This is a genomic window from Teredinibacter waterburyi (genome assembly GCF_001922985.1).
GTDB lineage: Bacteria > Pseudomonadota > Gammaproteobacteria > Pseudomonadales > Cellvibrionaceae > Teredinibacter > Teredinibacter waterburyi.
Genome location: NZ_MRUH01000010.1, coordinates 14,539 through 29,789 on the forward strand (window position 1 = coordinate 14,539; position 15,251 = coordinate 29,789).

The 15,251-nt window shown below is 48.7% G+C and carries 8 protein-coding genes; 7 read left to right on the top strand and 1 reads right to left on the bottom strand.

Features of this window, described 5'->3' with window-relative positions; genetic code table 11:
* Positions 1–514: 514 nt before the first annotated feature.
* The 6 genes from IDZ20_RS01020 to IDZ20_RS01045 all read left to right on the top strand — a co-directional run bounded on the left by IDZ20_RS01020 (position 515) and on the right by IDZ20_RS01045 (position 12,238).
* A complete protein-coding gene (locus IDZ20_RS01020; RefSeq protein WP_188149571.1) occupies positions 515–1,042 on the top strand; it encodes a YfiR family protein in 528 nt (175 codons plus the stop codon).
* A gap of 1 nt (position 1,043) precedes the next feature.
* Entirely contained in the window at positions 1,044–3,815 is a 2,772-nt protein-coding gene (locus IDZ20_RS01025) for a response regulator (protein ID WP_188149572.1), read from the top strand.
* On the top strand, positions 3,812–6,295 hold the full coding sequence (locus IDZ20_RS01030) for a two-component system response regulator (RefSeq protein ID WP_188149573.1): 2,484 nt from the start codon (positions 3,812–3,814) through the stop codon (positions 6,293–6,295). Before IDZ20_RS01025 ends, IDZ20_RS01030 begins: the two co-directional genes overlap by 4 nt.
* Positions 6,296–6,455: 160 nt before the next feature.
* The gene (locus IDZ20_RS01035; protein WP_188149574.1) at positions 6,456–8,078 is read left to right on the top strand and encodes a methyl-accepting chemotaxis protein; all 1,623 of its coding nucleotides are present in this window, start codon (positions 6,456–6,458) and stop codon (positions 8,076–8,078) included.
* 131 nt (positions 8,079–8,209) lie between these two features.
* A complete protein-coding gene (locus tag IDZ20_RS01040; RefSeq protein WP_245792037.1) occupies positions 8,210–10,306 on the top strand; it encodes a glycoside hydrolase family 52 protein in 2,097 nt (698 codons plus the stop codon).
* A gap of 387 nt (positions 10,307–10,693) precedes the next feature.
* Positions 10,694–12,238: an MFS transporter gene (locus IDZ20_RS01045; RefSeq protein ID WP_188149575.1), complete on the top strand. Its 1,545-nt coding sequence runs from the start codon at positions 10,694–10,696 to the stop codon at positions 12,236–12,238.
* A gap of 451 nt (positions 12,239–12,689) precedes the next feature.
* Here IDZ20_RS01045 and IDZ20_RS01050 read toward each other — a convergent pair whose 3' ends face one another.
* Positions 12,690–13,967, bottom strand: coding sequence for a GGDEF domain-containing protein (locus IDZ20_RS01050; RefSeq protein WP_188149576.1), 1,278 nt, complete (start codon positions 13,965–13,967; stop codon positions 12,690–12,692).
* A gap of 319 nt (positions 13,968–14,286) precedes the next feature.
* Here IDZ20_RS01050 and IDZ20_RS01055 point away from each other — a divergent pair, with 319 nt between their 5' ends.
* Positions 14,287–15,222: a substrate-binding periplasmic protein gene (locus IDZ20_RS01055; protein WP_188149577.1), complete on the top strand. Its 936-nt coding sequence runs from the start codon at positions 14,287–14,289 to the stop codon at positions 15,220–15,222.
* Positions 15,223–15,251 lie beyond the last annotated feature (29 nt).

Here is a 15,251-nt window from a genome sequence, read left to right on the forward strand (position 1 = left end):
AGGCTTTAAAGGTAGTGCCCATTTAGGGGGTATCGCGAACGAGGCTTGATAGCGGTAGACGACCTCTAATTCGAAAGTCTAGCTGATCCGCGATACTAGTGATTGCTCACTTACCCGCTCCGAAGTTAATTCTCAGGGCGATTAATTCGCTAAAACGTCCAACTATAGCCCAGTTTATGTGATCTAAACGTAGCCGTTGCCAACCCTTTAGTGAACCTGCTGCTGGCCCGCTGCACGCTAGAAAAGCTTCTAGGCTATACTCAAGCCGTAACGATCATCTGTGTTATCAAGGTTGATGGCAGGTTAGCGCTTGATCCGAACCAATAACTGGGTTTTGATGTGAGTAGGCACTTTATTTGTCTAGCGTTGTATGTGGATAAATGCGCCAGACTTTGGCTACGCCAAAAAAGCAGAAGAAAACAAGGGATAGCTCGTCCAAGACTAGAGCTTATAACAGGGTTCATGGAGTATGAAAGTGGCCTATCGGGGGCGTCCTCGAAGATACACTCCTCATTTGAAACTGAGAATAGTTTTAGCCATTTTTCTCAGTTTTGCCTTTTATTCCGCATCAGCCCGACCATCCGAATCGGCGCTGAGGGTAGCCTTCGTTTACAACTTCTTTAAATTTATTGAGTGGCCGAACGCCGACTCTGAGCAGTTTCATTTGTGCGTTATTGGTGCACGAGGTGATACCCGTAAAACCTTACAAACGATGGAAGGTCGCAAGCTTCAGGGGCGTGAGCTAGCGGTAGATTATCTTGATTCTGAAACACAGATTAATGCGTCGTTAGGCGAATGTAACCTGCTCTATCTCCCTGCCAGCGGTGGCGATCTAATCCTCCCGGAAATACTTCCACTAGGCGTTTTACTGGTGGCCGATGCCGAGACTTTAGATCAGCCTAATGTGTGTATCGCGCTTCGACGCAGCGCTGATAGTCGTATTGAAATTCTTATCGATAAGGAAAGGGTGTTAGCGACCGGAGTCATAATGAGTAGTCAGCTGCTCAAACTTGCGCGTAATTTGCGAGAGAGGACGGGCTAAGATGCTAAGGAATTGGTCGCTGTCACAGAAGATAAGTTTGTTGGCGATGCTGATCTGCTCGATAACCGTATTTGGCGGGGCTACGGGGAGTATTTGGTATCAAAACAAACAGGCACATATTGAGACACAGCAGCAGTTGCACTTATTGGCATCGGCCACGGCGTACAATCTTGCTGCACCAAGTATGTTTCTTGATTTGCGTGCGGCTCAGCAAGCACTGAATGCGCTTAGTGTGGACGACAAAATTGTCGCCGCGGAACTTGTGCTGAGTGGTAACGAGCAACTTGCCGAGTATCGCGCGGCCACAGATTCGGGTGCTACTACGGGTGTCGCGCCGCCGAATCGCCCTATTGATCAAGTCATATCCGTTGCCGTGGTGTGGGGCGATGAAGTTCTCGGCCAGTTAAACCTTTCTGTCAATCACTCAAAATTGCGAGATCGCCTTTATCGTCAGTTGATTGTCACCGTCTTAATAGCGCTTGTATCAATTTCTTTCGCCGGCTTATTGAGCCAATACGTCATTAGTAAAATGATTCTGCCTTTGCGTAAGTTGAGTAAATTGGCGCAAACCATAAGTACGAAAGAGCACTATCAGTTGCGCGCAGATATTGGTGTAAGTAATGACGAGGTTGCGCAATTGGCAGTTAACTTCAACGAGATGCTAGATCGTATTGAAAGCCAAGATACAAAATTGCGTAAGCAGCAAGAACAACTAGAAGAGCGCGTTTTAGAGCGCACTGCGCAGTTACAGGAGGCAACGCAGGTCGCGCAGGCCGCGAACAGAGCGAAGAGCGAATTTCTTGCCGTGATGAGTCATGAAATTAGAACGCCATTAAACGGCATTCTGGGTATGACAAGTTTGTTGCTTGAAGGAGAACTCGATCCAAAGCAGCGGCGTTTTGCTCGAGTTACCCGTCGTTCTGGAGAAGACCTTTTACAAATCATTAATGACATTCTCGATTTTTCTAGGGTCGAAGCTGGTCGCCTGGAGTTAGATATCCGCAAGTTTCAGTTAAATCTTTTAATAGAAGATTTAACTGAACGATACGCACCAATTGCCCACGGAAAAAAATTAGAGCTTTTGTGTGAGACGCCTTTGCCGCCGTTGACGGTTGTTGGCGACAGCGGTCGGCTAGCGCAGGTAATGACAAATCTCATTAGTAATGCGATTAAGTTTACTTCTGCTGGTGAGGTCACGGTTGACGTTAAGTTGATTGAACGTCGCGAACGAAATGTGGTTTTAACCTTTGGCGTTCGCGACTCCGGCATTGGTATTCGTGAAGATCAAAAGGAGCGCTTGTTTACCGCTTTTAAGCAGGCTGATTCGTCGATGTCGAGGCGCTACGGCGGAGCGGGTTTGGGTTTAGCTATCGCGCAAAAAATGGTTAACTTAATGGGTGGTAAGATCGAGATCGATAGTGAATTTGGTCGCGGAACTTATTTTCACTTCACCATCGAGCTTCCCGAAGTTGAAGACAGCCGTAACAATCAAGTGGTTGACGGTTTTTCGCAACTGAAAGTTCTTGTTGTCGATGATAATGAAACCAATTTAGAGATTCTTGGGCACTGGCTGCGATCGTGGGGTGTTGTACCGACGTTGGTCCTGTCGGGTGCCGAGGCGCTGCAGGAATTAACGCGCGCAGAAGAACGAAAGCGAGGGTATAACGTACTGCTTACCGATTGGATGATGCCGCACATGAGCGGTGAAAAGCTTGTCGAGCATGTACGTAATAAAAAAGGTTTTGAAACTTTAACGGTAGTCGCGCTTAGTTCGGCTGGTGGTGTAGACACGTTAGACTCCGTTGACGACATTCCTATGTTGCTCAAGCCGGTACGTCAATCCGAACTTCATAATCTCTTACTTGAGATCGTTACTGGCAGAGACGGTCAGCTCAAACCTTCAGAGGGACGGCGGCGCGATGAGCCGCATTCACAGCCGTTGCAGAAGTTAGCGGGACGCGTACTGCTGGTCGAAGATAATCCGGTGAATCGAGAGCTGGCATTGGCAGTTCTGGAGTCTTTTGGGGTGAGTGTAGTCGTGGCCATTAACGGCGAGGAAGCGCTTCATCAACTTACTTCCGGAAGGTTCGATCTAGTATTAATGGACTGCCAAATGCCGGTGATGGATGGCTTTGAGGCAACGAGACGTTGGCGTAAACATGAAGCAAAACACGAACAACCTGCGTTGCCGGTAATTGCACTAACCGCAAATGCGATACAGGGTGATCGCGAGTTATGTCTTCAAGCCGGGATGAGTGATTACTTGTGTAAGCCGTATGGGTCACAGCAGTTACATGAAATATTGTCTCGCTGGCTGCCGAGCGCAAACGCTTCCGTTGACAAAGACTCTGGGGGTATTTCGGCCGCACTTGAAAATGATGTCGACGCGGCGAGCAAACAAACGGGTGATGTTGAACCGGCGGATGCGTTAATTGATAAATCTGTACTCGAACAAATTCGACGATTGCGTACAGGCTTATTACCAAAAATTATTACCTTGTTTCGGTTGTCAGGCGTTGGCGCGCTAGAAAAAATAGATGAAGCATTGGAAATGAGTGATGCCGACGAACTGTATAACGCCGCGCATAGTCTAAAAAACAGTGCTGCTCATTTAGGTGTAAACGCCTTGGCCGAAGAGTGCAAAATATTAGAGTCCAAAGGTCGCCAGCGTAATTTGCAGGGCGCAGAACAGCATTTGGAGCAAGCTCGCCGTCTTTATCATGAGGCGTTGTTGCTATTGGCGGAGTATGAATCTGAGGGGAGTGATTCATGAGTGATCCGGTAACGATATTAGTCGTGGATGACGATGATGCCACGCGTTTGATGATCGAAACCACACTAGAAAACGCCGGATTCAGTGCAATAGGTGCGAGTTGTTGTGCGGATGCACGAATCCTTTTCAAAAATAAAAATCCAGATTTAATCTTGCTTGATGTGCGTCTGCCAGACGGTAATGGCTTTGATTTGTGTCGAGAGTTTTTGGCTACTCGGCAATGCAATGAAATCCCCATAGCGATGGTCACTGGCTTAGATGATATCGACTCCATCAAGCAAGGCTATGATTCAGGAGCCACCGATTTTATTACTAAGCCCGTCAATTGGGGGGCACTGCCGTACCATGTGCACTATTTATTACGAGCCAATCGCGCGTTAGCCGATCTCAGTTTAAGCGAGAGTAAAAACCGTGCGTTACTGTCTGGAATTCCAGATATGATCCTTAGGATTCATCGCGATGGTCGGGTGCTGGATGTTCAGGCGGGCAGCTATGCGTCTAATGTTGAGGCTTGGCGAATGCTTGGAGAAGACGGTAGTAGTGGTAGCGATAGTCTCGGGGAATTTCGCCTGCCGGAGGAGATTGTTGCCGCCACTGCAGCGGGTATCGCCAAGTGTTTTGATGTGTCTTCTATGCAGTATATTGAATTCCAGTGGACGTGTGGTTCAGTCGCGGCGCATTTTTGGGAAGCGCGTATTTTGCCGCGTGATCGGGATGAAGTTTTGATGGTGTTGCGGGATATTACCCAGCGTAAATCTCAAGAAAGTCAGTTGCAGCTTTGGGCGAAAGTATTCGAAAGTAGCAATGAAGCCATATTTATCACCGATAGCCAGTTTAATATTATTTCAGTCAACCGCTCCTACGAAAAAATAATGGGGTTTGGTTTGGCGGAGGTGCTGGGTTTAAACAGCTTGCAAATGGGGGTGCGTTTGCATTCGCATAGCTTTTTACGTGAAATAAAAAGCGAGCTTATCGATAAAGGCTGCTGGCAAGGCGAGATTTCTAATCAGAGGAAGTCGGGTGGCGTTTTCCCCTGCTGGCTTTCGATTACTCGGGTGTTAAATGACGCTCAAGAAGTTGAGCATTACATTGCCATTTTTAATGATATTACCGAGAGTAAAAATTCCCGAGAACAAATTGAATTTCTTGCGCATCACGATAGCCTTACGGGTTTACCTAATCGTTTAGTATTAAATGATCGGCTAGACGTCGCGATTACCGAGGCGAGACGACGAAATGAAAAAATCGGGGTGTTGTTTATTGATCTCGATCGCTTTAAAAATGTTAATGATTCGTTGGGGCACGGTGTTGGTGACGAAATACTGAAAGAGGCGGGCGCTCGTTTGTCTCGCACTGTTCGAGATAGCGATACGGTTTCACGCTTAGGTGGCGATGAATTTGTGGTGTTAATACCTAAGTTACAGAACGAAGGCCGTTTAGCCGATGTCACTATTAAGTTAAGCAAAGCGTTGCAGGAGCCTTACGATATAAATGGTATGGGGCTGCACATGACTCCAAGTATTGGAATCGCGGTTTACCCTGAAGATGGTGATAACTCCGTCGCCCTAATCAAAAATGCCGACGCCGCCATGTATTTGGCTAAAGAGCGAGGCCGAAACAATTATCAATTTTACAAGCCGGCGTTAAATGCCAAGACGCTTGATCGTTTGAAGCTTGAGTCCGACCTACGTGAATCAATCGAGCTAGAACAATTTGAATTGTTTTATCAGCCGCAGATTGCAGGAAAAACCGGTTTGTTGTGGGGCGCTGAAGCGCTAATTCGATGGCGTCATCCCGTACGTGGTTTGGTAAGCCCTGCAGAGTTTATTCCCCTCGCAGAAGAAACCGGTTTGATTGTCGCCCTCGGTGAGTGGGTTATTAAAGACGCGGCTCGACAAATACGCTATTGGCGAGATATCGGTTTTACAAATATGAGTGTAAGCGTGAACCTTTCGGCACTGCAGTTTCGTCAGCTGGGGTTGGTAGAAACGGTGAAACAGATCTTGCGCGAAGCTGGGGTTCCTCCAAGTTCAATGGAAATCGAGCTCACCGAAAGTATGTTGATGGGCGATGTCGATACGGCAATTGCAACACTGCAGCAATTTCGAGCTTCGGGGTTTCGTATCGCGATTGACGATTTTGGTACGGGTTTCTCGTGTATGAATTACCTGCGTCACCTGCCCATCGATATTTTGAAGATCGACCAATCCTTTGTACGGGAAATGTTAACCGAGCCGGAATCTCGGGCGATTGTTCAATCAATTATTACCCTTGCCCACGCTCTAGGCAAAGAAACAATCGCCGAGGGGGTCGAAACGGCAGAAGAATATCAACTACTACTTGATGAGGACTGCCGTTTTATTCAGGGCTACTATGTTGCTAAGCCAATGCCAGCAGTGGAATTTACCCGCTGGTATACCGACTGGCATAGTCAAATTCACTTAAATATTAAGCATCATCGCCGCAATTTAATTATTTAAATCCGCCGCTTTAACGCGCGTCCCTGCATTGTCTAACCTAGTACTGCTCTGCCTAGCTTTTACCTTGAAAATGGGATTTGGCACGAATGTTTTCATCAATCACTAGTCGCTAAAATTATGCCTATACTCCTTCCATCAATACATTTTGTTGGAGTAGATGATGTCTAATTTAAGTTTGCGCGCGAAGATTATGCTGCTGGGAGTGGCTGGGGTAGCCCTAGTCGGGATTGTCGCGCTGTTAACTTTTGCTTCTTTAAACGCAAAAATAGAGGGTTATCGGAGCCTAATGGCTCGCGAGGTGCACGTTGCTTTTTTGATAGATGATTCTGCGCTTAACTTTAAGCGACAGGTACAGGAATGGAAAAATGTGCTTATTCGAGGGCATCAGCAGCGCGATTTGGATAAATATTGGGCGAAATTTGAAGAGCACCAGCAAAACCTGCAAGCCAGAGCGACGTCATTGTTGGCTATGGATCTGCCGGCGGAACCGCGCTCACTTATTCGTCGATTCAAAGATACCCATGCGGAGGTGTATCCCAAATACCAAGAGGCCAAGCGGACGTTTGTTAGCGGTGGTTTCGATTTTAAAGCGGCCGATAAAATTGTCCGCGGTTTAGACCGAGAGCCAACAGAGAGTCTTGAGCAGGCCTCGAATTTGTTGGATGAGCTAACGCGTGCCGAGGCTGAAAAACTATCAGCACAAACCCGAGTGGCGGTGCTGGTTGGTATGGGCGGCGTTATCTTTACCATGCTGGTAGTTGGTTTTGGCTCTTATTTGCTGGGCAAGCGCATGATCGCGGCGCCCGTGGCGATGATGATTGACGACTTAAAACGCTTGGCCACAGGCGATTTAGATTTTAGTGTGGCCTCTGTGGGGGAAGACGAGCTGGGTGAAATGGCGGCAGCGATTTCTTTATTGCAACGACAGTTGCGTGCGTCCACAGAAGAAATTTACACGCTGATGGATGGTTTAAAGCGCACAGACGATGCGTTAACGCGAGTTTCCAGTGATATGCAGCGTGGTACTGAAACGCAATATTCCCGAACTGACCACGCGGCTTCAGCTATGAATGAGATGAGCGCTACCGCAAAAGAGGTTGCCCAGCACGCTGCCGATGCCGCGGAGGCATCTTCCGACGTAGATCGAGCCGCGGTAGAGGGTGAGTCGGCCATGCGAAGTGCTATAGAAACCATGGGCGTGATGAAAGATCATATCTCCAGTACCACCGAGGTAATCTTCAGCCTGGAAAGGGACACCACGCAAGTGGGCAAGGTGTTAGATGTCATTCGCGGCATCGCGGAGCAAACTAACTTACTCGCACTCAACGCTGCAATTGAAGCCGCGCGTGCCGGCGAGCAAGGGCGTGGATTTGCGGTGGTTGCTGATGAGGTTCGAACCCTAGCGCAACGCACCCAAGAGTCCACGGCTGAGATTCACCAAATGATTGCTAGCGTGCAAAATGGTGCACACGAGGCCGTGAAAGCCATTGAAACCGGTGGTGAGCAATCCGTTGATGGTATGTTAAAACTGAATCAAGCGGGTGAGATGCTGCAAGCGATTCGGTCCTCGGTTGATCGCATAACAGGGTTAAACCAGCTTATTGCATCGGCCGCGCTAGAGCAGGCTAACGTGTCGGATGATATTACCCGCAATATTAGCGATATCACTGATATCGCTAATTTAACCGCCGATCAAGCGCGCGAGATCGCTCAGTCGGCTGAACAAATGCGCACTGCGCGAGTTGATTTAGAGCAGTTGGTCGCCAAGATCCATAAACGCTAGCACATCTATTTCACGATCCGATTCCGCGCGCCGTATTCCGTGTTAATCTTTTTGATTACACGCAATGCGGCTCTTCGGTAGATCGTCGTATACTCAAACCTCTCTTCTCAAACACATACAGCGGCAGTCTTATGAAGCCCACTAGCTCTACATCTACGCCCTCATTTCATGCTCATCACTCTCCAATGGGGGCGCACGCCTCTTTTACCTGCGGCGCATTTGGCGCGAAAGGGGGAATGGGAATTGAGTTGCCAGGCCCTTACCCAGGCGATATTAACGTGGGGTTTTTCGACGCAGATCGAACGCTACATTTGTTGCCTTTGTTCGAAGGCAGTGACGGCTCTGAGTCGGAACGCTATGTTGAAGGTAAAGAGGGGACTAAAGGCAAGCTGCAGGTTATTCAACAGCTGCAGCGAGGCTATGGCTGGGCGAGCGATTGCTTCCGCTCGGAATGTGTCGACTTTGAAATTGTAACGCCGTTTTTTTCGTTGCCCGATCCTACATCGGCACAGCCAGCGGAGCTGGCCTTTGCTAGCTGCCCGGTTATTCATGTCAATGTTCATTTTCGCAACTCAACAAACTCACCCATCACTGGGTTGTTTGCGCTGGGCATCGACCATCGTTGGAGTAGCTTGGGGCAGAGTACCGCAGGCGAAATGGTTGGCGCCTGCAGTCAGGAGCGTATCGGTTTTGCCAGTGCTACCGAAGGTGCGAACGCGTTTATTGATTTTGATACCGTGTCGGCGATGAACCGTCAGCATCAAACGCCCGAGTTTCTGCTGGGCCCTACCGCCGGTTTAAGCATTGAAATTGGGCCAGGCGAGTCGAAAACCTTGAGCATTGTATTGGGCTTCTACCGTCAAGGGGTGGCTACCTACAATCGCGCCATGGGCTATTACTACGGCCAGCACTTTGGCTCCTTGATACAGGCGCTGCAATTCGGTTTGGCACATCGAGATCGCTATCTCCAATTGGCCGAGACTCGCGATCGCGAATTGGCCGCGAGTGGTCTATCGGCAGAGCAGCAGTTTTTAGTTGCTCATGCGACCCGCGGTTACTACGCGTCTACCCAGTGGTTGTGGGATGGAACGCAGTCGGTATGGGTGGTGAACGAAGGTGAATATTTAATGATGAACACCTTCGATTTGACCGTCGATATGCTGTTTATGGAGATGCGCTTTAACCCTTGGACCGTGCGCAATGAGCTCGAGCAATTTGTGGCTCGCTATGCATTTTATGACCAGGTGTTTGACCCCGCAGCCCCGACCAAACTTTACCCCGGTGGAATCTCGTTTACCCATGACATGGGCGTAATGAACCACTGGAGCCCAGCGGGGCAGAGCGCTTACGAAGTTTCCGGCTTAGATCGCGCCTGCTTTTCACATATGACCTGCGAGCAGCTAACCAACTGGGTGCTGTGTGCCGGCGTGTATATTGCGCAAACCAATGACGCTGATTTTCTGCAGCGCTACGAGCGTATTTTGCAGGACTGTTTTACCTCCTTGCTGAATAGAGATCATCCAGAGGCGGATCAGCGCAATGGTTTGATGGGGTTTGAATCTGCTCGTACCCTCGGTGGCGGTGAAATTACTACCTACGACTCACTTGATCATTCCCTCGGGCAGGCTCGCAACAACATTTATCTTGGGGGCAAAATATGGGCTAGCCATGTGGTACTTCATCATCTGTTTAGCTTGATCGATAGCGATGATCTGGCCGATCAAGCAAAGCAAGCCGCACGGCGTTCTGCCGCGACTTTAACCGCAGGCTTTGATCCACAATTAGGCTATATCCCAGCGGTACTAGACGGCGAAAATCGCAGTGCCATTATTCCGGCAATCGAAGCATTGGTTTACCCATATGTCATGGGGCTAGAAGATGCGGTGTCGGAAGCAGGGGATTATGGCGACTATATACGGGTATTGAAGCAGCACCTCACCACAATTCTGGATGACGGCCTGTGTCTATATGAGGATGGTGGGTGGCAGCTGTCGTCTTCCGCGGATAACTCCTGGGCATCGAAAATAGGTCTGTGTCAGTTTGTCGCACGGAAAGTGTTGGGCTTCAATTTTGGCGAGGCGCAAGCCCGTGCCGATCGCGCTCATGTGCGTTGGCAGCAACTGGGCGCGCCGTTGTCCGCGTGTTCCGATCAATTCCGTTCTGGCGTGGCACATGGCAGTTTGTACTACCCTCGTGTGATTACCAATATCTTGTGGTTAACCGAGTAGCTCGTATGTTGAGGCTAGCCGACTAGCTACACCAAGCCGTTCGACGGTACTCCATCTGCTCGGTCTCATATCCTCTGGTACTTCTTATCCAGTGATACTAGTTCTTGATCTACGGTCAACCCTAGCGTTTGCGTTACTAGCGCCCTCGGTAGCGGTGTTTATCTTTCCTTTATGGCGTTTAGCCATACCAAAGTAGCATTGAGAAGTTTTAGCTTGTGGTGCAAACTCGCTGCTGCTAGTTGGGGGGCGCGTCGTGGGCGGGGGGTCGCTCTGCGTACTTAAAAAATGTCATTACCTAACCTATGCAAAGACCTGAGCCCAGCTGTGTAGCTTGCTACAAGCGGTTGGGTTTACTTACTAATTACAATAATGAAAATTGAGGTTTTTATGTCGCCGAATCCACATCGGCTGCCCTTCTACGAGAAGGTCGGCTACTCACTTGGGGACGCCGCCGCGAACTTTGTTTGGCGTGGTGCGCTGGCTTATTTAGCTATTTTCTATACCGATACCTTTGGTTTGACTGCCGCCCATGCCGCCTTGCTGATTTTGCTGGTGCGCCTGTCGGATGGTATTACCGATATTATTATGGGCATGGTTGCCGACCGCACGGACACGCGCTGGGGTAAGTTTCGGCCATGGGTATTGTGGTCGGCGCCTGCGCTGGGTTTGTTTATGGTGCTGTGTTTCTCCACGCCCGATATGAGCTATACCAACAAACTCATTTATGCCTACATTACCTATATCGGCTTAACTCTGGCCTATACGGTTAACAATGTCCCCTATTCGGCGCTAATGGGTGTTATGACACCTAGCGTTAATGAGCGCGCTGTGTTGTCTGGCTATCGTTTTGCTGGCGCCTTTGGTGGCGGCTTGCTGGTGTCTGGGTTTACGCTTACTTTGGTGAAGTACTTTGGGCAGGGCAATGATCAGGCTGGCTATCAATACACCATGTATCTGTTCGCCGCATTGTTGGTCATCTTCTGCATGATTACCTACTACACCACCAAAGAACGGGTAAAACCGCCGGCGATGCAAGAGGGGTCGCTGAAGCAAGATTTGAAAGATCTTAGCGTTAACCTACCGGCTATCCTGCTGCCGCTACTGTCCATTACCGTGTTTTTCTACTATCGGGAATGGAAGTCTGGATTGTTCTTTGTATGCGGTATGACGGTGACCTATTTGGCGATACGTTGGTTACTTAAGCGTCCGGCCGAGGCTTTGTCGAATACCCAGCGCGATTTGGTCGACCTTATCACCAATAAGCCTTGGGTGGTGTTACTGGCGGTTGGCTTCTTATTTATGATGTTTAACGGCATTCGTTACGGGGTTATTGCTTACTATTTCAAGTATTACGCGCAAAACGAACTGATGACGCAGATGTTTTTTATGGCGCTGTTGGTGGTGTCAATGTTTACTGCGGCAGTGACTGGTTATATCACTGAGTTTATTAGCAAGAAAAACCTGTTTATCTTGTCGATGCTACTCGGTGCTGGTTTTAACAGCGTGATTTACTTTCTAGGGCCAGATCAGATCACGCTAGTGTTTGTGTTTGGTTGTATCGGGGAAATTTTTGCCGCGATTATGCCGGTGCTGTTCTTCAGTATGCTGGGTGACGCTGCGGATTATTCTGAATACAAAAATCATCGCCGCGCTACTGGTTTAATCTATTCTGCAGGAACCTTCATCAATAAAACCGGAGGCGGTTTTGCTGGTGCGTTGGTGTTGATCGTACTTGCCGGCTTCGGTTATAACTCTGCCGATGAGCAAACCATTGCGGGGTCGCTAGAAGGTATTAAATTGCTAATGAGCTTTATCCCAGCCGGCTTTGCGTTACTGGGTATGGCTGTTTTGACGATTTACCCGTTGGACGCGAAACGTATGCAGGTTATCGAAACTGAATTACAGCGTCGCCGTGCCGTCGAGGCCAGCTAATCGGTAGTTGCTTCACCCTAGTACCGCTAGACGCTTTGTAACAAAGGTCGATAGCGGTAACTATCAAAACACTCCGGCCAATTGAGCTTCTGTTTAGGTTCATTCGGCGGAGTCGTTCCAAGCTTCCTAAGTAAAACTCAAAGCAAAAAAAAGGCGGACAATGTCCGCCTTGAACACCCAGCCGAAGCTGAGTAATCGCTGAAAACCTTCATAAGACAATCACTAGGATAATAGTGAGTAATCAACATGCTTCACTCGTCTGCTGACCGGCTTAGGCCTAGTGCCAGTGAACTGCTATCTCGCTAATGGAGCCACTTTAATAGCTCTGCTGCCATATTGTCAAGTTAACTATAAGCATATTGTCACCAAAACTATAACTGGCGATTACTTTTAGTGAAATAACGTGCTTGAGGGGGCGGGAGGCTGGCACCTGCTACCGGTAAAGGGCTGGCTATGCCTTATCAGCTAGGATGACGCAGTTTCTACCACCGCGTTTGGCTTGATAAAGGGCTTTGTCGGCACGCTTGAATGCACTATTAAACTTTTCGTTACCGGTAATCATCGCCACACCGATGGAGACGGTAATTTTTAACGGCCGCTGCGGCTCCATCGTTTCTGCGTGAATTTTTAAGCGTATTTTTTCTGCCACGGCAAGCGCCGTACCGGTGTCGGTTGTTTTAAGCATGATCACGAATTCCTCTCCGCCCCATCGGGCAAAAAAGTCGTCGGCGCGCACAGACTCGCTCACAAGGCTCGCAAACTGAGACAGTATTCTATCGCCAGCATCGTGGCCGCGTTGATCGTTAACCCGCTTGAAGTGGTCGATATCCAAGATCATGAGCACGTAACCTTTGAGGTTACCTTGCCTTTCTATGATGCCTTCAAGGTGTATATCGAGCCCGGAACGGTTGGCAATGTGAGTCAGTAGGTCGGTATGAGAAAGTTCGCGAAATTTGTCGGTTTCTGCTTGAAGGGCTTCTAGGTTGGCGGAGTCTCTACGGGCGCGACGATAAAGGAGGATAAGACGTGTTGCTACCTCCCACGCCAATACCAGCATCCACGACAAAATGACGTATAAGTAGAGCGTCTCCTGCTTGATCCAGTCGCCGGTCATGACGAGGCTGGATAATTGGTATTGATGAGTACCATATTGGATCGGTGGAGCCTGATCTATACCAATGGCAATAACGGCATTAAATTCCGGCTGAGACAGATTACGAGGGATGTCGTACTGGTCTTTCCACCAGTCTGCAACCGAAAACTCAGAGAGCTGGATCTCTGTTTCCTGTTCGATATCGCTGGTTCGAATAACGATCGATTCAAACTTGGCTTCTTCAATGTCCCCGGAGGGGTTGTAGGCGGGATTTGAATTGCGTAAATAAACCCGAATTTTTTGCGCACCGCCGGTATAACGCAGCTTAATTTTTAATGCATCGTAGCTGGAAAGATCCATTGTTTTATAGGGTCGCTCAGATAAAACGATAGAAAAACCACACACCGGGTAGGTCTCACTTTCGCGGAGTATACATTGCCACCTATAGTTTTCTGCGTCGATCCACTCAACGCTACTCTTGCCGCCGGCTCCTTCATCGGTGAAGAGTTCGAAGATGCTCGCCTTTGCCGGGTGTAATACCAGCTTCTTTTTTGGCAAGAATGCATGACCTGCTATCGCGAAGATCGTGAACGCCAACACAAATAGCCTTAGGAAGTTTATAAATTTTATGTTCATCTTTAATCAATAAAATGGGTTATAAGGCCTGCGAAAGGAATCGAACGACGGTTACAGCTTAAGACTAGCAAATTTATAGCAACTTGCTGAGGAATTAGTAGGGCAGAACGGGTGTGAGCTAACTAGACTATTGGTTGTAACCCGTTATTCGCTAGATTGGACTAACGGGATTGAAAGTACTCTAGACCTTAAAAGTACATTTGGTGCAGCCGCGTAGAATGGCTTATTAAGTGGCTGGAAATATTTAACCGGTTACGTCGTCTGAAGTGCGTATGATACTGCGACTGGACGCGAATGGAGCAGGTGAGTCCCGTATGACATGAAACGTTTATTAAGTCCCCGCACCATATCACTTTGGCTGTATAGCCTAGCGTGGCTATTTTCGGCAGATATAGCCGCTAGCGAATCACAGATAGATGTAGCGAAGGTCACAGATGTTGCAGCAAAAGTCTGGGTAGTGCGGCATCCGCACGTGCCTAGCGACACGGTTTACGCCGAGCGCTCGCGACACTTTATCGATTTGCTCGAGCTGGTGATGAGCAAGTCTGGCATCGATTACCTACTCGAGGCGGTCGCCGTCCCGCCGGTACCTTCTAGTCGCAATGTGCTGTTTTTGAATAGCGGTAAATATGATGTTGCTTGGATGCATGCTGATGCAGAGCGCGAGCGTCTGCTTCTGCCTATACGGATACCAATATACCGAGGCATAGGTGGTTGGCGTCTGTCTTTCATCAACGCTGGTGAAGAAGAAAGGTTCGCGCAGATTAGCACCCTTGAGCAACTACAGCAGTTGACATTGGGGCAGGGTCACGATTGGCCAGATACCAATATTTTACGGCACGCTGGCTTTGAAGTGCGTACCGGTATTGGTCGCGATAATGTATTTCATTTGTTGAAGTATGGGCGGGTGGATATGTTTCCGCGGGGCGTGAACGAAGTTTGGGACGAGCAATCCCTAACTGAAGCCGATGGTTTGGTAATCGAAAATACGATTGCTATCCATTATCCGACAGCATTTTATTTCTTTGTCGGTCATGACAACCATAATTTGGCAGCAATACTGACTCGTGGTTTTGACAGAGCAATTGCCGATGGTAGCTTTCAAGCGCTCTTTACACGTTATTTTGGTGAGTCAATAAAAAAGGCGCGCTTAGATAAGCGGAGAATTTTCGAGTTTGGAAATCCTAGACTCCCACCGGAAACACCACTTCAACGTCCCGAACTTTGGTATAGCGTAGAGGAGTCTTTGCAATAGGAATAGGAAGTGCACTCGGCAATTGGTAG

What these genes read in the sequence shown, in the direction of transcription:
- IDZ20_RS01050 (WP_188149576.1), bottom strand. Translation starts at nt 13,967, where the DNA reads ATGAACATAAAATTTATAAACTTCCTAAGGCTATTTGTGTTGGCGTTC.
- IDZ20_RS01035 (WP_188149574.1), top strand. Translation starts at nt 6,456, where the DNA reads ATGTCTAATTTAAGTTTGCGCGCGAAGATTATGCTGCTGGGAGTGGCT.
- IDZ20_RS01025 (WP_188149572.1), top strand. Translation starts at nt 1,044, where the DNA reads ATGCTAAGGAATTGGTCGCTGTCACAGAAGATAAGTTTGTTGGCGATG.
- IDZ20_RS01040 (WP_245792037.1), top strand. Translation starts at nt 8,210, where the DNA reads ATGAAGCCCACTAGCTCTACATCTACGCCCTCATTTCATGCTCATCAC.
- IDZ20_RS01030 (WP_188149573.1), top strand. Translation starts at nt 3,812, where the DNA reads ATGAGTGATCCGGTAACGATATTAGTCGTGGATGACGATGATGCCACG.
- IDZ20_RS01055 (WP_188149577.1), top strand. Translation starts at nt 14,287, where the DNA reads ATGAAACGTTTATTAAGTCCCCGCACCATATCACTTTGGCTGTATAGC.
- IDZ20_RS01045 (WP_188149575.1), top strand. Translation starts at nt 10,694, where the DNA reads ATGTCGCCGAATCCACATCGGCTGCCCTTCTACGAGAAGGTCGGCTAC.